This is a genomic window from Synechococcus sp. H60.1 (assembly GCF_047462335.1).
GTDB lineage: Bacteria > Cyanobacteriota > Cyanobacteriia > Thermostichales > Thermostichaceae > Thermostichus.
This window is the reverse complement of record NZ_JANSJA010000069.1, coordinates 1-15,365: the sequence shown is the minus strand read 5'-3', so window position 1 is coordinate 15,365 and position 15,365 is coordinate 1. Positions and strand designations below refer to the sequence as shown.

Genomic DNA, 15,365 nt, shown 5'->3' with positions numbered 1-15,365 from the left:
TTGAGATGATGGGGTCGGTGTTGAAGCATTTTATTCGGCAGCTTTCCAGAGTTGGGAAGTATAGCGTGGAGCAGATAGTGCAGACTTGTTTACTCCTGATTAATCCATCCTGCTTCCGGAGTTGGTTTGCTAAGTGTTGCTACTGTACCCCTTGATTCTTTAACAAGCTGTAGTAAAACCAGCAACAAGAATTCCTAGGCTTACTGGTGCGCAGAAGCAAGCTATAGCTGGGGGGAGTATGTCCACCTGCCCTCCTCTCCAGCAGGGATCCCTCACCCAAAAGCCGGGAGACAACCATCCAGAACCTAGTTGACCCACCGCCGAGAGAGGGGGATGCTAGAACGGGGAAGGCGGAAGCTGAATCCAGGGGCACCAGATGGCGAGGTGATGGAGCTATGAAGGAAGACTGGGCAAAACGGTTGCGCAACGGGTTAGTTGCCATGGTGGCAGTGATCCTGGCGGCAGGCTTGTTTCTAGCCAATCAAGCTCGTCAGGCCAGCACCAGCTTGGCCGACTTGGCTGCAGAGGCAGTGTCCTGGGAGGAAGCGCAGGCCAACGGCAAGCCTTCTCTGGTGGAGTTTTACGCCGATTGGTGCACCACCTGCCGAGCAATGGCACCCCTCGTGGCCAACTTGAAGAAAGAATTTGCCGATCAGGTGAACTTCGTCATGCTAAACGTGGACAACCCCAAGTGGCTGCCGGAGTTGAGCCGCTACCGGGTGAACGGGATCCCTCACTTTCTCTTTTTGGATGGTCAAGGGGAAGTGCTGGGATCTGCTATTGGAGAACAGCCTGCCGCCATTTTGCGGGCCAATGTGTTGGCTCTGGCAACTGGGCAGCCCCTGCGGTTGACCAATGCCGGACAGGTGTCTGAGCTGCAGCCGGGCAGGCCTGTCCTCTCGAATCAGGCGGATCCGCGCAGCCATGGATAGGAACCTAGGGGATCCCCACTGTCCCTCTCAGCTGCCCACTGGTTTTACCAGTTAGCCACTCTTTGAGTTGCGCCCGCACGATACCTACCTGGCGCCTGCCCTCCTCTCTCACACGGCTGAGGACAGATGTTCTCCACCGGGAAACCCAGTGTCTGCCTCTTCCAGGTGGGGGGCCTCCCCGCGTTTGCGGATCACCAAGCAGCGACTATCGCGGTAGCGTCGAGGTAAGGCCAAACTTCTTCGGTCAGGTTTGGACGGCCTGCAGCCGCAGGTGCTGAACTAGAGCCTGTAGGCCCAATAGGTAGCTGTGGGCTCCAAATCCACTGATTTGGCCAATGGCTACAGCAGCAATGTAGGAGTGCTGGCGGAAAGGTTCGCGGCGATAGATATTGCTCAGGTGAACTTCTACGGTGGGCAGACCCACGGCAGCAATGGCATCCCGCAGGGCAATGCTGGTGTGGGTGTAGGCGCCGGGGTTGATGAGGATGCCGGCGTGCTGCTGGCGGGCGCGGTGGACGGCATCAACCAACACTCCCTCATGGTTAGACTGCAGGATCTCCAGCTTTGCCCCAAGAACTTCTGCCTGCTGGTGGAGCGCCCGATCGATCTGCTCTAAGGACACCGAGCCGTAGATGCCTACTTCTCGCACCCCTAGCAAGTTGAGGTTGGGACCGTGCAGAACCAGAAGGCTGAGGAGCTCGCCACCGGAAGCGATGGCAGTCGGATTAGCGACGACGATGGGATCCATTTTCTACGGGAATGGGGGCAGGTTGGGGCTGAGGACTTCCCAGAAGGGTATCAATTACACGTTCCACCCATTCGCGGAGCTTTTCGAGAACTTTTTCTACCCAATCCATCCGACCTGCCTCGTAGGAGTTACAGAGCCATCAACGGAGCTTGACCAATGGATCTCCATGATAGCGCTTTTTCTCGACAAGCGTAGAAATGGGGAGCTGGAAATACCATCGGACTAGTAAAGGGCGCTCAGGAGCACGATATCCACGATCAGGAGGGCACCTGCAAAGGCCAGCAGGCTGCGCACAATTTGACGCTCTTGTTTGGAGCGATGGGATCCGCCAAGACGGAGCCAGCGGAGCGAGTTGGGGAGGCGGTACAGCATAGCAACAGTCGATGAGATTCTAGACTCGGGAGCGCCAACGCCCCAAGGTGATCATGCCCCATTCTGTGAGCTTCGGATCCCGGCGGACTTCCCCACGCTGGGGGGGAATACCAGCCTGGCTATGGGGATCAATTCCTTCTAGAGTGGGGGTTAGGCCATTTTTGTTGTCGATGACCACTCCTCTAACTCAAGCCGAAACCGTTTTTCAGCGTTGCTGGGATCACTGGCAAGCTCTGGCCAGCCGTCAGGACTTGCAGCCAGAGTTCAAAGCTTTATCCACTCTGCGCAAGCGTCTTGTCAGTCGGGTGTTTTCCATTGCGGTGTTTGGTCTGGTCAACCGCGGCAAGTCGGCTGTCTTGAACGCCCTGACCGGCGAGGCCCGCCTGGAGGTAGGGCCCCTCAACGGGGTGACGCAACAGCCACAATCGCTGCTGTGGCAGCCGGGGCCGGGGATCCCTTGGCAGGTGCGGCTCATCGATACGCCCGGCTTGAACGAGGTCAACGGAGAAGCCCGCGAACAGTTGGCCTGGGAGGTGGCCCGCGCCGCCGACTTGATCCTGTTTGTCATCGCCGCCGACCTGACCCAGTTGGAGTACCAAGCTCTGTTGGAGCTGCGCACCCTGCACAAGCCGATCCTGCTGGTGTTGAACAAGTGCGATCTCTATTCGGAAGCCGAGTTGCAGGCCATTCGCACCCAGATCAGCCATCACTTGGGCTGGGTGTTGCCCCAGGAGATCTTAACAGTGGCCGCCTGTCCTAAGCCCACTAAGGTGCGCACCCACTGGCCAGATGGCCGCATTACCTTGGAATGGGAGCGGCCCGCACCCCAGATCGAGGCCCTGCGAGAGCGCATTGTGGAGATTTTGCAGGCAGAGGCGGGATCCCTATTGGCCCTCAACGTGCTGAAGCGGCTGGAGTGCCTCCAGGCCCAGCTCTGGCAAAAGCAGTGGCAGCACCACGCCTGCTTTGTCGAGCAATGGAGCACGGCCTGCGCCCTCGGCAAGGGGATCGCGGTGGGCTTAGCGCCACTGGGGCTGGATCTGCTGTTGGCGCCGCTGCTGGATGGGCTGTGGCTGCTGGGCTTGGGAATGCGGCTGCGCCTACCCTGGGGATCCCTAGGGGGGGCGCTGGGATCCGTCCAGGAGGGGCTGTGGCGACTGCTGCTACTCAACGGGGCGCTGCTGCTTTTGGCCGAGGGGGTGAGCTCTTGGCTGTGGGGAGGCTGGAGCAACAGCCTCTTGCCAGGTCTGGTGGCGGGAGTGAGTTTGTACCGCCTGGGATCCCTGGCGCCACAGGTGTTGCTCCGGTTTGCCCCAGAGGGGTTCGGCCTAGGGGCCCTCTTGCGGGATCTCATCAGCAGCCAAGAGCTGGCTGAAAAGGCCTAGGATCCCCCTTCCCCGCCATCCTGGGCCATTTCGGCGGCGTGGTAGGAGCTGCGCACCAAAGGCCCAGAGCGCACCTGGCGAAACCCCATCTGGAGGGCAATCTGGCCCAGCTCGACAAACTCCTCCGGAGTCCAGTAGCGCTGCACCGGGCGGTGGGCCAGGGAAGGCTGCAGGTACTGACCCAGGGTGAGCCGGTCACACCCTACCGCCAGCAGATCGCGAAAGGTTTCCAGCACTTCCGCGCGGGTCTCCCCGTGCCCCAGCATCAGGCCGGACTTGGTGGGCAGGCCGGGATCCAGCTCCTTGACGGTTTGCAAAACCCGCAACGACAGGTCGTAGCCAGAGCTGCGCCGCACCGCCTGCGACAGCCGGCGTACGGTTTCGATGTTGTGGTTGTAGCAGGTCGGTCGGGCCGCCACCACACGGGCAATGCAGTCGCGATCCCCGCGAAAATCGGGGGTGAGCACCTCGATCTGGATCCCAGGGCAGCGTCGCCGAATTGCTTCCATCACCTCCACGAAGCGGCCGGATCCCTGGTCGGGCAGGTCGTCGCGAGCTACCGAGGTGAGCACCACATAGCGGAGCCCCAGCAGCTCAACGGCCTCAGCCACCTTTTCCGGCTCCTGCGGATCCAACGGCGCGGGCCGCCCGCTGGCCACCTGACAAAAGGAACAGGCGCGGGTACAGATCCCACCCATCAGCAGGAAGGTGGCGGTCTTTTGGCTGTAGCATTCGGCCCGATTGGGACAGCGCCCCTCTTCGCAGATGGTGTGCAGGCCCCGCTGCTTGATCACCTGCTGCACCGCCGAGATATCGCTGGCCTTGCCAATAGAGCGCTTGACCCAACTGGGAAGAGGGCTAACAGGCATGGGAGAACCGCTTGCTAGGGCTCAGTAGCTTGGGAAAGCATCCTTCTCCAATCCAAGGAGAAAGACAAAGGGGATAGCGTCCATTGTGGCATGGACGCCTTCCAGATCGATCGCCCTTAGCCGGAAAAGGGCTAGGCCAGCTGAGGAGAGGTTAGCATCTGGTTGACGATGCGCTGCACAATTTGAAAGCCAGTCACCGCCTGCCAGCCCAGGATCCCCAAAATCACCAAATTCAGCAGGAGGTGGACATTGCGGGCCCAGGCCTTTTGGCCATCCTTCATCAGGGGCGCCAAAGCCGCAGAGCTAGCCACCAAGGCCACAATGCCCAATCCCGCCAGCAAGTGGGGGCCAACGAACAGCTTGCCGTTGTTGAGGTAGGTCACCCCCATGCCGCCCAGGGCCCCGAACACCATCGACAGCAAGAACAGGGATCCAGCAAGAAAGTGCCGCTGGCCAAACTTACCCTTGATGAGTTCTTTGCGCTCTTCTGCAGAAGCAGTGCGCAGCCGTCGCACCTGCAGGCCCAGGTAAAGAGCGTAGAGAGCTAGGACAAAGGCGAAAATCATCAGCACAGGGTGAAAGAAAGGCAAGGCCAGCTTCAGCCATGGGGGAAGTTGAATGCCGCTCATAGGGATTGCGCAACGAAGAGGAGGCTGCCCCTAAATTAACACAAATTTTTAAAAATTTAAAAAACTTCTGCCGCGGCACAGGCCTGGGTGGACTCCAGGAGTTGGGGCCCTATCTGCGTTAGATGCTGGTAGAAATGGATTGGCCGTTGGCAGCGGGCCAGATGATGGGCTTTGCAACTTGGGTAACGCTGCGGATCCCAATTCCAGTAGCTGAATCACTCCTAGGTGCCGACCCCCGCCTCAAGCTCCCAGCCACAGGGCATAATGGGCTAGCAACTTCTTTTGAACAGGGATCGGCAGCAGCATGGGACGGGCAAAGAAAGTGGTATTGGCCTATTCGGGGGGCGTCGATACTTCCGTCTGCATTCCCTATCTCAAGTATGAGTGGGGGGTGGAATCGGTAGTCACCCTGGCGGTGGACTTGGGCCAGGGGGCAGAGCTGGAGGCCATCCAAGCCAAGGCGCTGAGGGCCGGGGCGGAGCAATCCCTAGTGCGGGAGGCCGTCCAGATCCTGATTGCCGACTACGCCTTCCCCGCCATTCAGGCCAACGCCCTCTACGAGCAGCGCTACCCTCTCTCCACCGCCTTGGCCCGCCCCCTGATTGCCAAGCTGTTGGTAGAAGTGGCAGAAGAGGTGGGCGCCGACGCCGTGGCCCACGGCTGCACCGGCAAGGGCAACGACCAGGTGCGCTTCGACCTGGCCATCGCCGCCCTAAACCCCAAGCTCAAGGTGTTGGCCCCGGCCCGCGAGTGGGGCATGACCCGCGAGGAGACCATTGCCTACGGGGAGCGCTACGGGATCCCTATGCCGGTGCAGAAGTCCAGCCCCTACAGCATCGACCTCAACATCCTGGGCCGCAGCGTTGAAGCCGGGATTCTGGAGGACGCCGACCAAGAGCCACCGGAGGAAGTCTACGCCCTCACCCGCCCCATCTCCCAAACCCCCGACGAGCCCGCCTATGTGGAGATCGCCTTTGAAGAGGGGATCCCGGTAGAGCTGGACGGGCAGCGCCTTGGCCCCAGAGCCCTCTTCGAGCGGCTCAACCACTTGGCTGGCAGCCACGGTGTCGGTCGCATCGATATGATTGAAAACCGGCTGGTGGGGATCAAGTCGCGCGAGATCTACGAGTGCCCCGCCCTAACGGTGTTGATCCAGGCCCACCGCGACCTGGAGAGCCTCACCCTCACCCGCGAGGTCATCCACTACAAGTACGGTATCGAGACCACCTACAGCCAATTGATCTACAACGGCCTTTGGTATTCACCGCTGCGGGAGGCCCTCGACGCCTTCATTCGCACCACCCAAAAAAGCGTCACTGGCGTGGTGCGGATGCGCCTGCACAAGGGCCAGGCCGTCTGCGTGGGCCGTCGCTCCCCCTACTCCCTCTACAACGCGGAGCTGGCCACCTACGGGGAAGGGGATCAATTCGACCATCGGGCTGCCGAAGGCTTCATCTACATCTGGGGTCTGCCCACCCGCGTCTGGGCCCAGGTGCACCGGGGTAGTGGTGCTTGAACTCTACCGTTAGGCAATTTGTCCATCCGGGGCGCTGGTCAACCGGCTAGCCCGCTGGGAGGGAGCTGGCAACCCGCTTGCCTGCTGGCCCAACGGCGCAGGTGGGCCAGGTTTTCCACCGCGGAGGTGAGGGGCTTTCTCTAGGTTCCTGCCGTCCAGGTGTTGCCGTACTCGATCTGCTCCGGGGTAAGGCTGTCGATCTGGATCCCCATGGCTTTGAGCTTGAGGCGGGCGATGGTCTCATCGATCTCCGCAGGAATGGGGTGCAGCCCAGGAGCCAGGTGGCCACGGTTTTTCACCAGGTACTCGCAGGCCAGCGCTTGGTTGGCAAAGCTCATGTCCATGACGCTGGCGGGGTGGCCTTCGGCAGCAGCCAGGTTGATCAGCCGGCCCTCCCCCAGCACCACTACCGACTTGCCCGATTGAAGACGGTATTCTTCCACAAAGGGGCGCACCGTCTGCCGGGAAACCGTCCGCTGCTGGAGCGCCACCAGGTCGATCTCGATGTCGAAGTGGCCGGCGTTGCAGACCATCGCCCCATCCTTCATCGCGTCGAAGTGCTCGCCGCGGATAACGTGCTTGTTGCCGGTGACCGTGACGAAGAGATCTCCCAGAGGGGCGGCTTCAGCCATGGGCATAACCCGAAAGCCGTCCATCACCGCCTCTAGGGCCCGCACCGGGTTGACCTCGGTCACAATCACCTGGGATCCCATGCCGCGGGCCCGTATCGCCACTCCCCGGCCGCACCAGCCGTAGCCGGCTACCACCACTGTTTTCCCGGCCAAGAGAATGTTGGTACAACGCAGGATGCCGTCTAGGGTGGATTGGCCGGTGCCGTAGCGGTTGTCGAACAGGTGCTTGGTCTCGGCATCGTTAACGGTCATCACCGGGAAGCTGAGCACCCCCGCCTTGACCATGGCCCGCAGGCGCACCAGGCCGGTGGTGGTCTCCTCCGTGGTGCCGATGATCTCCGGGAGCTGCTCCTGACGGTGCTGCACCAGCTCTGCCGTCACATCGCCGCCGTCGTCGATGATCAGGTTGGGGCGGTGATCCAAAGCAATCTGCACGTGGCGGCGGTAGGTGGCTACGTCTTCTCCTTTGATGGCAAAGACTGAGATGCCGTAGTCCGCCACCAGGCTGGCGGCCACATCGTCTTGGGTGGAGAGAGGGTTGCTGGCGATGAGGACGCTATCGGCTCCCCCTGCCTGCAGCGCCAAGGCCAGATTGGCCGTTTCGGTGGTGACATGGCAGCAGGCCACCAGGCGCAGCCCGGCCAGAGGCTTTTCTTGAGCAAAGCGCTCCCGGATCTGGGCCAGCACCGGCATCTCCCGCGCCGCCCATTGGATCCGTTGCTTGCCCAGGGAGGCGAGGCCAAGGTCTTTGACTTCGTGCTTGGGGAGAGACAGGGTGGCGCTGGTCATCGAGAAGGCTCCAAAAAAGGTCGTCGAAAAAGGACAGAGGATCAGTCGAGCTACACGGCTAGGAACAGTGAGTTTCAGGCCGTTACAATGTCGGCAAGAGGGGTAACCAGATGTCAACAGACCTGAACTATTTTGCCACAAGGGATCCCTTTTCGGCGCTGGGGCTGGACGTGGGCAACCGCCGCATCGGCGTGGCCGGCTCCGATGGGCTGGGCCTGCTGGCCACAGGGTTGGGGGTGATCCGGCGCCGTTCCCTGCCCGAAGATATCGCCCAAGTGCAAGAGTGGATCTGCCGCCGTCGGGCCACCGTGGTGGTGGTCGGGATCCCCCTTTTGGCGGACGGCTCAGTGGGATCCCAAGCCCGCAAGGTGCAGCGGTTTGTACAGGCTCTGCGCGCGACAGTGGATTTGCCAGTGGTTACAGTCAACGAGTACCTAAGCACGGTGCAGGCGGAGTGGGATCTGCGCGAGGCCGGGATCCCAGCCAGGGCCCAGAAGGGTTTAATCGACCAACAGTCGGCGGCGGTAATTTTACAAACTTGGCTGGACGAGCGGCGCTATTCCCAAAGCTCAAAAGCGCCCTGCAGATAGTCTGCCAAGGCGTAGCTCACCCCTTCTTTGGCCGGTTGCTGTTCCACCAAAACGACATCGAAGCGACAGGCTAATTCAGCAAGATCAGGGTGCTGGCTCAAGAAAGCTTGGGCGGTTCGGATCAGGCGCCGCTGCTTCTGGATCCCAACCGCCAAAAGCCCCTTTTGATCCCAGCCCTCGCCACTGCGGGTTTTCACTTCCACAAAAATCAACTCCCCTGCCCTAGCGGCCACCAGATCCAGCTCCCCCCAACGACAGCGCCACTGTTGCGCCAGGATCTGCCAGCCCTGCTCCTCCAGGTACTGCCGCACCCAAGCCTCGCCAGCCTTGCCTGTGTCTTGGAGAGAAGTTCGCTTGGGCAAGGGTTCCCCGCCTACCTCGTACAAATCTAAGTCTAAGGAGCTCTTCCGAATCCCTCCCCCTAGTGGGCAGAGCCGTTGCCGTGATACCTGTCGGTGTCGTAGAAGCCGTTGCGGGTGCCAAAATAAAAGCTCGCCAAAGATAGGATCAGGGCGACCGCCACCAAGATCGACTTTGCATCCACGCAGTTTTCTCCTAATTGTATCCTATGCCTCGACCATAAACTACCCTACCGCATAGGCGGGTAGGATTTTCAGTAGCCCTGAAGCTCGCTCACAAGGACTCCGTCCCGCTAACGCGAGTGGCACCGTTAAAATCCGCATCCCCTTCCCGCTGGCCAAGCCACAAGCACTGGTGACAGGTCTGTGAGCTGTAGGCAGGCGGAACCCCTACAACCTCGACCCCTACCCTCATTGCCTTGTACTGCACAAACTGCCTCAACAGGTAGAAAGCCCCTCGCGCTAGCGGGCCGTAGGCCTCACTGTTCGACCGCCGCCGCTCTTTTTAGGCGCTATCCCTTGGGGTATCCCATGCATTTCGGTGATAGCCTGCCCTTTCTCCTGCCCTACTCTCGTTGGCCCTGGGGAGCCCAGATTTCAGTAGCTTGCTGGTGATCGTTCTCTCAAGTATTGGCTCCTTCCGCTTGCTGCTCGACATGTTACCATTTAGCCTCGAAAGGGAGTAGTCAGGTGGCCCACCGCCCTCTGCATCGACATACTGGCCAGCAAGCCCGGTGCAGCAGACAAGGCCTGCCCAGAGAACTACTTTGGGCTGCTTTGGTGACGAGACTTTCACTGGGTTCACGCAGAGGTGAGCTTGGTGATCCCGTCTGACTTCTCCGGCCTTCACCTCTAGCTGTGAGCCACCCTGCATACAAGAGAGGTTGGAGGCTAAAACATGTGGGCTGGTTTTTGGTCGAGTTTCCTGTTGGTCACAGTGGCAGAGCTGGGGGATAAGACCTTTTTTACCCCCCTCATTTTGGCAATGCGTCACCCGCGCCGTTGGGTCTTTCTGGGAACATGGCTGGCTTTGGCGCTGATGACCCTGCTGGCTGTAGTGGCCGGGAAGGTACTTTTCAAGTTGTTGCCACCACTGGGGGGGCAGGTGCTCTCAGCAGGGGTTTTTGCTGCCTTTGGGCTGAGAATGCTCTGGCAAGCCTACAGAATGACTCCTCAACAAGAGAAAGCAGAAGAGGAAGAAGCCCTGAAACTGGTGGAACAAGCCGAGGAAAAGGGGGCTGGCCGCGGCGGCGCCTGGACGATTGTCTGGGAAGCGTTGAGCTTGACAGCCTTAGCCGAGTTCGGGGACAAAACCCAAGTTGCCACCGTCTCCTTAGCAGCCACTCATCCGGGATTGAGTGTCTGGGCAGGAGCTACCCTCGGCCACGGCCTCATGGTGGGGTTGGCGGTGGTGGGTGGCCGGTTTTTAGCAGCCCATATCTCTGAACGAGCCGTGCATTGGTTGGGAGGCAGCTTGTTTCTGATCTTTGCCGGGATAACGGGTTGGGAACTGCTGGGATAAACCTGTCGGGCAACCCAGCCCGGTTCCCTTCAGAATTGACTTCTACTGACATAATTTCTCCTCCCCTAGCTGGAAGTCCCCCCTTCCAACAACAGACATACTACGGAGGCGGGTGTCGAAGGGCATTGGGGTATCTCTCCGCCAACTCCCAAGTCTCTTGTCCAGCGAGAGAGCCCTTCATGCCTGGCCAGATCCCCGTAAGCGATGCAGCAGGAGAATGGACGATGAGCAAAACTCCCATCTTTCCTCTAACCTGGCTATGGGCGGGATCCCTGGCTTTGGGGGTGACAGCCTTAGTAACCCGCCAGGTCGTCTGGGGTCTCTTGCCTGTGGCTGCGGCTTACCCGGCCATCCGCCGCCGCGAAGAACAGCTTTGCCAAGTGTTGGGGCAGAGCTGGCAGCAGCAGGAACAGATGGCGACCCAACTGGGGGCGATACAGGCGCGCATCGACGCTCTCGAAGCTCGGCCTACGTCACATTTATCGGTGCGGCAGCAACTGGCTCCCACCACGCAGGCCATTCAACAGATCCAGCGGCGGCTCAAAGCTGTAGAACTGCGGCTCAATGCTCTGCCCCAGGCGACTCCTCAGGAACTGGAGTCGATGCGGGCGCAATTGCAACGTCTGCAGCAGCAGGTGGAGTCCCAGCCAGCCCTCCCTTCCCCTCGTAAAGCTCTGGGGGTGTTTATTGACGGCGCTAACCTGCACGCCAGTGCCCAGCAATGGGGATCCCCTCTCGACTACCCCGGACTGTTGAGCTGGCTGGGCCAGGGCCGAACCGAGATGGAGGTGCATTTCTACAGCGGCACAGATCCGCACAACCTTAGCCAGCGCCGTTTTCTGGCAGAGCTGAGAAAGTTGGGCTACCGGGTGGTTACCAAGCCGGTCGTCACCCGTGCCGACGGCAGCCGCAAGGCCAATCTGGATGGGGAGCTGATCGTGGATTTAATGACCCTGTATTCCCGCTACGAGACGGTGCTGCTGCTGAGCGGTGATGGGGATTTCGCGCCAGCCCTCCGGCACATCCGCAGCCAAGGCTGCCGGCTGGAGGTAGCCGCCTACCGGCCCAGCACACACCCGGAGCTGATTCGCCTGGCGGATCGCTTTGTCGATCTCTGTGCCTGGCAAGGGACAGGGATCCCAGTGCCCTTACCGGCAAAACAGACGGAGGCCAGCGGCTGAACCTCTGCGGTTCCGGCCAGTTGCTCCCATAATCAAATCAACAACCAACAGCAGACCATTCCTGACCCATCCCCTCAACTTCCAACCTCGATGGAGAGATACCCATGTCCACCCAGTTGTCGCCGCGGTTTGCCGAGGCCATGCGCTACGCCTACCGCTGGCACGCCGCTCAAACCCGCAAGGGAACAGGGATCCCCTACCTCAGCCACCTGCTGGCGGTGGCGTCCATCGCCCTGGAGCACGGCGCCGACGAAGATGAGGCTATTGCCGCCCTGCTCCACGACAGCCTGGAGGATGGCCCCCGCTACATCAGTGAGCCGCGGGCCCAGATCGAACGGGAGTTGCGGGAGCACTTTGGAGAACGGGTGCTGCAGATCATTCTGGGATGCACAGACACCGACAGCGATAGCTCCCTGGGCGAGCCCAAAGAAAACTGGAAAGAGCGCAAAGTGGCCTATCTCAAGCACTTGGAAAGCGCAGATGCCTCAGTCTTGCTGGTGGCCGCCGCTGACAAACTGCACAACGTCCGCTGCATCCTGCGAGACTTTCACCAACTGGGGGATCAGCTCTGGGAGCGCTTCTCCGGCGGCAAAGAGGGATCCCTGTGGTACTACCGGTCGCTGGCGGAGATCCTGGGGCGACGGCTGCCTTCTAGGCTGGCGGTGGAGCTCCAAGAGCTGGTGGTCGAGTTGCAACGGGCAGCCGGGTCGGAGCCGGCAACCGCTTGACAGAGACGACCAGGGCTGAAGAGAATGCTGAGGGCAGCCTTCTTCTTCGCACTCTTCAGGTCACCTGTCTATGGTTCTCGCTGTTGGCACCATTGCTCCAGGGTTCAACACCACCGACACCCACGGCAACCAAGTTTCTCTGGCTGATTTTACCGGGAAAACCGTTGTCCTTTACTTTTACCCCAAAGACGACACCCCCGGCTGCACCAAAGAGGCCTGTGGATTCCGCGATGCTTACGCCGATTACCAAAGCAAAGACGTGGTGGTGTTGGGGGTGAGCATGGACGACCAGGCCTCTCACCAAAAGTTTGCCGAAAAGTACAACTTGCCTTTTCCTCTACTGGTCGATACCAGTGGGGTGATTGCCCGCGCCTACGATGTGGATGGGGGCGGTTACGCCAAGCGGGTGACCTACGTCATTGATGGCGAGGGCAAAATTGCCAAGGTCTATCAGAACATCAACACCGAAACCCATGCCCGCGATATCTTGGCAGACTTGGGCCTGTAAAATCTCTTCGGTTCTTCTCTGAGATCCCGGCCCTTGCGCATGAACGACGACATTCCGGTTGCGCGTCGCCAGTCCACTTCGGTGGAAAAAGCGCAAGGCTCGGCGGCTACCTTGAGGTTGCGCCTGAGCTTGGGGCTGGTAGTGGTTGGGTTGGTGCTCTTGGCGGGTTGGGGGATAGATCAGTTACCTGGATCCCAGCAAGTAGCGGATCCCCCAGTTCTGGAAGAAGCCAGTCAGCCCCCTCTGGCGCAGTCAACTGAGCAGGATAGACGGGTCTCTGTGCTGGGGCACTACGCCTATGCAGAAGCTCCACCGGAGAGCTTGCAGGTGGTGGGCCACTACCACGGTCGAGAGGTGCGCCTGCGCCAGGCGGCTGCCGAGAGCTACCTGCGCATGAGCGCAGCAGCCCAAGCCGACGGGATCCGCCTCGTCCCTATCTCTGGGTTTCGCTCGATAGCGGAGCAGGAGTTTTTGTTTTTTCAGGTGGCCCAATCGCGGGCCTTGCGACCGGAAGAACGGGCGGCGCTCAGCGCTCCCCCTGGCTACAGCGAGCATCACACGGGCTATGCCATCGACATTGGCGATGCCCAGTTCCCTCAATGGGATACCCAGGAGGCCTTTGAGACCACCCCTGCCTTCCGCTGGCTGGAGAAGAATGCTGCTCGCTTTGGCTTTGAGCTGTCCTTTCCCCGCGGCAACCCACAGGGGGTGAGTTACGAACCCTGGCACTGGCGCTTTGTGGGCGACCGCCACAGCCTGGAGACCTTCTACAAGCGCTAACAACTCCCCTCTCCCTCCGGGAGAGGGGACGGGGGTGAGGGTCCAAAAAGCGGATGACGCGATTCGAACGCGCGACCGTCTCGTTGGCAACGAGAAGCTCTACCACTGAGCTACATCCGCATGGGACATCTATCATGGCAAGTTTTGCGGTCGTTTGTCAAGCCAGGGATCCCTGTTCCAGAATGAGAGAAGTTTATCTTTCTTTGCAGTTGCGTCAGCCCCTGGCGGGGCTCATTTGAGGGGATCACGATGCGGGTAGCCATTATCGGAGCAGGGTTGGCCGGCTTGGTCACAGGGGTTGATTTGGCGGAAGCGGGGCACCAGGTGCAGATCTACGAGGCGCGGCCCTTTGTGGGCGGCAAGGTGGGCTCCTGGCAGGATGCCGAGGGCAACCACATCGAGATGGGCCTCCATGTTTTTTTCTGCAACTACAGCAACTTGTTTGCCCTGATGAAGAAGGTGGGGGCCTACGAGAACCTGTTGCCTAAGCAGCACATCCACACCTTTGTCAACCGCGGCGGGCACACGGGCAGCCTCGATTTTCGCTTTCCCCTGGGGGCGCCCTTCAACGGCCTCAAGGCCTTCTTCACGACAGAGCAGCTCTCCTGGGCCGATAAACTGCGCAACGCCCTAGCGCTGGGCACCAGCCCTCTGATTCGTGGCCTGCTGGACTACGAAGGGGCAATGCGGCAGATTCGCGCCTTGGATCGGCTGAGCTTTGCCGAGTGGTTCCGCCGCCACGGCGGATCCGAGGCTAGCTTGAAGCGGATGTGGAACCCGATTGCCTATGCCCTGGGCTTCATCGATACGGAGCAGATTTCCGCCCGCTGCATGCTGACCATTTTTCAGATGTTTGCCAGCAAAACAGACGCCTCCAAGCTCAACCTCCTCAAGGGATCCCCGGACAATTACCTTACCCAGCCCATTGTCCGCTACCTGCAAGCCCGCGGCGGTCAGGTTTACACCCGCCGGGGAGTCAGCCGCATCGAAGTCAACGACTCCCCTCCCTACGCGGTAACCGGCTTGGTCTTGGCCAATGGCGAGCGGGTAGAAGCAGATGTGTATGTGTGTGCAACAGCCGTGGAGGGTGCCAAACGGCTGATCCCACAGGTGTGGCGGCAGTGGCCCCAGTTCGACAACCTCTACAAGCTGGAATCCGTACCTGTGGCAACGGTGCAATTGCGCTTCGATGGCTGGGTGACGGAGCTGAAGGGCCGGGCCAAACGCGCCGCCGACCACCCGCAGCCGCTTGGCATCGATAACCTCCTCTACACCGCCGATGCCGATTTCTCCTGCTTTGCTGATCTCGCCCTCACCAGCCCCGCCGATTACTACAAACCCGGCCAGGGATCCCTGCTGCAATGCGTGCTTACGCCGGGGGATCCCTTCATCTCCATGCCCAACGAGCAGATTGCCCAGCACGTGCTGCACCAAGTGCACGAGCTCTTCCCCTCCTCGCGGCAACTGAACCTGACCTGGTACAGCGTGGTCAAGCTGGCCCACTCCCTCTACCGAGAAGCGCCGGGCATGGATCCCTATCGCCCGCAGCAGAAGACCCCTGTGCCCAACTTCTTCTTTGCCGGCAGCTACACCGCCCAAGACTACATCGACAGCATGGAAGGGGCCACCCTCTCCGGCCATCTGGCCGCCCAGGCCATCCTGGCCGCCTGTCGGGATCCTCAGCCGTCGGCTTAGCGGGCGGTCTATGAAGATTGCAGCAGGTAGAGCACCGTAAAAACGCCAATACCCAGCAAAGCAACAGCGGTGGTCAAGTGGTTATTAGCCTGGGATCGGTGCTCGGCCAAAAAGGCTTCAGGAGGCTTGA

Annotated in this window: 18 protein-coding genes, 1 tRNA gene and 1 pseudogene; 11 read left to right on the top strand and 9 right to left on the bottom strand. The window is 60.4% G+C overall.

Features of this window, described 5'->3' with window-relative positions; genetic code table 11:
- Positions 1-155, top strand: a pseudogene (locus NW852_RS03990) (IS630 family transposase); the annotation flags it as partial.
- 240 nt (positions 156-395) lie between these two features.
- Complete coding sequence (locus tag NW852_RS03985) at positions 396-932, top strand: thioredoxin family protein (RefSeq protein WP_414371345.1); 537 nt, start codon at positions 396-398, stop codon at positions 930-932.
- Positions 933-1,176: 244 nt separating this feature from the next.
- On the opposite strand, the gene aroQ is transcribed toward NW852_RS03985, so the two are convergent.
- Positions 1,177-1,680: a type II 3-dehydroquinate dehydratase gene (gene aroQ / locus NW852_RS03980; protein ID WP_414366107.1), complete on the bottom strand. Its 504-nt coding sequence runs from the start codon at positions 1,678-1,680 to the stop codon at positions 1,177-1,179.
- A 222-nt stretch (positions 1,681-1,902) separates the two neighbouring features.
- On the bottom strand, positions 1,903-2,052 hold the full coding sequence (locus NW852_RS03975; protein WP_414366108.1) for a hypothetical protein: 150 nt from the start codon (positions 2,050-2,052) through the stop codon (positions 1,903-1,905).
- 170 nt (positions 2,053-2,222) lie between these two features.
- On the opposite strand from NW852_RS03975, the gene NW852_RS03970 reads away from it, so the two are divergent.
- A complete protein-coding gene (locus NW852_RS03970) occupies positions 2,223-3,437 on the top strand; it encodes an Era-like GTP-binding protein (protein ID WP_414366109.1) in 1,215 nt (404 codons plus the stop codon).
- On the opposite strand, the gene lipA is transcribed toward NW852_RS03970, so the two are convergent.
- Complete coding sequence (lipA, locus tag NW852_RS03965) at positions 3,434-4,306, bottom strand: lipoyl synthase (protein ID WP_414366110.1); 873 nt, start codon at positions 4,304-4,306, stop codon at positions 3,434-3,436. The two genes, NW852_RS03970 and lipA, sit on opposite strands and share 4 nt — an antisense overlap.
- A 131-nt stretch (positions 4,307-4,437) precedes the next feature.
- Positions 4,438-4,935: a DUF4079 domain-containing protein gene (locus NW852_RS03960; protein WP_414366111.1), complete on the bottom strand. Its 498-nt coding sequence runs from the start codon at positions 4,933-4,935 to the stop codon at positions 4,438-4,440.
- Positions 4,936-5,239: 304 nt separating this feature from the next.
- Here NW852_RS03960 and NW852_RS03955 point away from each other — a divergent pair, with 304 nt between their 5' ends.
- The gene (locus tag NW852_RS03955) at positions 5,240-6,451 is read left to right on the top strand and encodes an argininosuccinate synthase (protein ID WP_414426480.1); all 1,212 of its coding nucleotides are present in this window, start codon (positions 5,240-5,242) and stop codon (positions 6,449-6,451) included.
- A 140-nt stretch (positions 6,452-6,591) separates the two neighbouring features.
- On the opposite strand, the gene ahcY is transcribed toward NW852_RS03955, so the two are convergent.
- The gene (gene ahcY, locus NW852_RS03950; protein WP_414371351.1) at positions 6,592-7,872 is read right to left on the bottom strand and encodes an adenosylhomocysteinase; all 1,281 of its coding nucleotides are present in this window, start codon (positions 7,870-7,872) and stop codon (positions 6,592-6,594) included.
- A gap of 110 nt (positions 7,873-7,982) precedes the next feature.
- Between ahcY and ruvX the strand changes: the two genes are divergently transcribed.
- On the top strand, positions 7,983-8,462 hold the full coding sequence (ruvX, locus tag NW852_RS03945) for a Holliday junction resolvase RuvX (RefSeq protein ID WP_414371353.1): 480 nt from the start codon (positions 7,983-7,985) through the stop codon (positions 8,460-8,462).
- On the opposite strand, the gene NW852_RS03940 is transcribed toward ruvX, so the two are convergent.
- The 3 genes from NW852_RS03940 to NW852_RS03930 form a co-directional block, all read right to left on the bottom strand.
- Positions 8,429-8,848, bottom strand: a complete 420-nt coding sequence (locus NW852_RS03940) for a YraN family protein (protein WP_414371355.1) — start codon at positions 8,846-8,848, stop codon at positions 8,429-8,431. The two genes, ruvX and NW852_RS03940, sit on opposite strands and share 34 nt — an antisense overlap.
- Before the next feature lie 35 nt (positions 8,849-8,883).
- Positions 8,884-9,006, bottom strand: a complete 123-nt coding sequence (locus NW852_RS03935) for a hypothetical protein (RefSeq protein ID WP_414371435.1) — start codon at positions 9,004-9,006, stop codon at positions 8,884-8,886.
- A gap of 89 nt (positions 9,007-9,095) precedes the next feature.
- Entirely contained in the window at positions 9,096-9,263 is a 168-nt protein-coding gene (locus NW852_RS03930) for a zinc ribbon domain-containing protein (RefSeq protein ID WP_414366120.1), read from the bottom strand.
- Between the two features lie 456 nt (positions 9,264-9,719).
- Between NW852_RS03930 and NW852_RS03925 the strand changes: the two genes are divergently transcribed.
- From NW852_RS03925 to NW852_RS03905, 5 genes are all read left to right on the top strand, one after another.
- The gene (locus NW852_RS03925) at positions 9,720-10,343 is read left to right on the top strand and encodes a TMEM165/GDT1 family protein (RefSeq protein WP_414366122.1); all 624 of its coding nucleotides are present in this window, start codon (positions 9,720-9,722) and stop codon (positions 10,341-10,343) included.
- A gap of 179 nt (positions 10,344-10,522) precedes the next feature.
- Positions 10,523-11,524 (top strand): NYN domain-containing protein, encoded by a 1,002-nt coding sequence (locus NW852_RS03920; RefSeq protein WP_414426479.1) that lies wholly within the window; start codon positions 10,523-10,525, stop codon positions 11,522-11,524.
- A 104-nt stretch (positions 11,525-11,628) separates the two neighbouring features.
- Positions 11,629-12,252 carry an HD domain-containing protein gene (locus NW852_RS03915; RefSeq protein WP_414366710.1) on the top strand — a complete coding sequence of 208 codons (624 nt, stop codon included), beginning with the start codon at positions 11,629-11,631 and terminating at the stop codon, positions 12,250-12,252.
- Between the two features lie 70 nt (positions 12,253-12,322).
- Positions 12,323-12,760, top strand: coding sequence for a peroxiredoxin (locus NW852_RS03910; protein ID WP_414366709.1), 438 nt, complete (start codon positions 12,323-12,325; stop codon positions 12,758-12,760).
- A 39-nt stretch (positions 12,761-12,799) separates the two neighbouring features.
- Complete coding sequence (locus tag NW852_RS03905; protein ID WP_414371360.1) at positions 12,800-13,540, top strand: D-alanyl-D-alanine carboxypeptidase family protein; 741 nt, start codon at positions 12,800-12,802, stop codon at positions 13,538-13,540.
- Between the two features lie 48 nt (positions 13,541-13,588).
- Here the strand turns inward: NW852_RS03905 and NW852_RS03900 are convergent.
- Positions 13,589-13,660, bottom strand: a tRNA-Gly gene (locus NW852_RS03900).
- Positions 13,661-13,789: 129 nt separating this feature from the next.
- Here NW852_RS03900 and zds point away from each other — a divergent pair.
- Complete coding sequence (gene zds, locus NW852_RS03895) at positions 13,790-15,235, top strand: 9,9'-di-cis-zeta-carotene desaturase (protein WP_414366707.1); 1,446 nt, start codon at positions 13,790-13,792, stop codon at positions 15,233-15,235.
- Positions 15,236-15,365: the final 130 nt, after the last annotated feature.

Bases quoted from the DNA above. Each gene is read 5' to 3' on its own strand.
- NW852_RS03985 (WP_414371345.1), top strand. From the start codon at position 396: ATGAAGGAAGACTGGGCAAAACGGTTGCGCAACGGGTTAGTTGCCATG.
- aroQ (WP_414366107.1), bottom strand. From the start codon at position 1,680: ATGGATCCCATCGTCGTCGCTAATCCGACTGCCATCGCTTCCGGTGGC.
- NW852_RS03975 (WP_414366108.1), bottom strand. From the start codon at position 2,052: ATGCTGTACCGCCTCCCCAACTCGCTCCGCTGGCTCCGTCTTGGCGGA.
- NW852_RS03970 (WP_414366109.1), top strand. From the start codon at position 2,223: ATGACCACTCCTCTAACTCAAGCCGAAACCGTTTTTCAGCGTTGCTGG.
- lipA (WP_414366110.1), bottom strand. From the start codon at position 4,306: ATGCCTGTTAGCCCTCTTCCCAGTTGGGTCAAGCGCTCTATTGGCAAG.
- NW852_RS03960 (WP_414366111.1), bottom strand. From the start codon at position 4,935: ATGAGCGGCATTCAACTTCCCCCATGGCTGAAGCTGGCCTTGCCTTTC.
- NW852_RS03955 (WP_414426480.1), top strand. From the start codon at position 5,240: ATGGGACGGGCAAAGAAAGTGGTATTGGCCTATTCGGGGGGCGTCGAT.
- ahcY (WP_414371351.1), bottom strand. From the start codon at position 7,872: ATGACCAGCGCCACCCTGTCTCTCCCCAAGCACGAAGTCAAAGACCTT.
- ruvX (WP_414371353.1), top strand. From the start codon at position 7,983: ATGTCAACAGACCTGAACTATTTTGCCACAAGGGATCCCTTTTCGGCG.
- NW852_RS03925 (WP_414366122.1), top strand. From the start codon at position 9,720: ATGTGGGCTGGTTTTTGGTCGAGTTTCCTGTTGGTCACAGTGGCAGAG.
- NW852_RS03920 (WP_414426479.1), top strand. From the start codon at position 10,523: ATGCCTGGCCAGATCCCCGTAAGCGATGCAGCAGGAGAATGGACGATG.
- NW852_RS03915 (WP_414366710.1), top strand. From the start codon at position 11,629: ATGTCCACCCAGTTGTCGCCGCGGTTTGCCGAGGCCATGCGCTACGCC.
- NW852_RS03910 (WP_414366709.1), top strand. From the start codon at position 12,323: ATGGTTCTCGCTGTTGGCACCATTGCTCCAGGGTTCAACACCACCGAC.
- NW852_RS03905 (WP_414371360.1), top strand. From the start codon at position 12,800: ATGAACGACGACATTCCGGTTGCGCGTCGCCAGTCCACTTCGGTGGAA.
- zds (WP_414366707.1), top strand. From the start codon at position 13,790: ATGCGGGTAGCCATTATCGGAGCAGGGTTGGCCGGCTTGGTCACAGGG.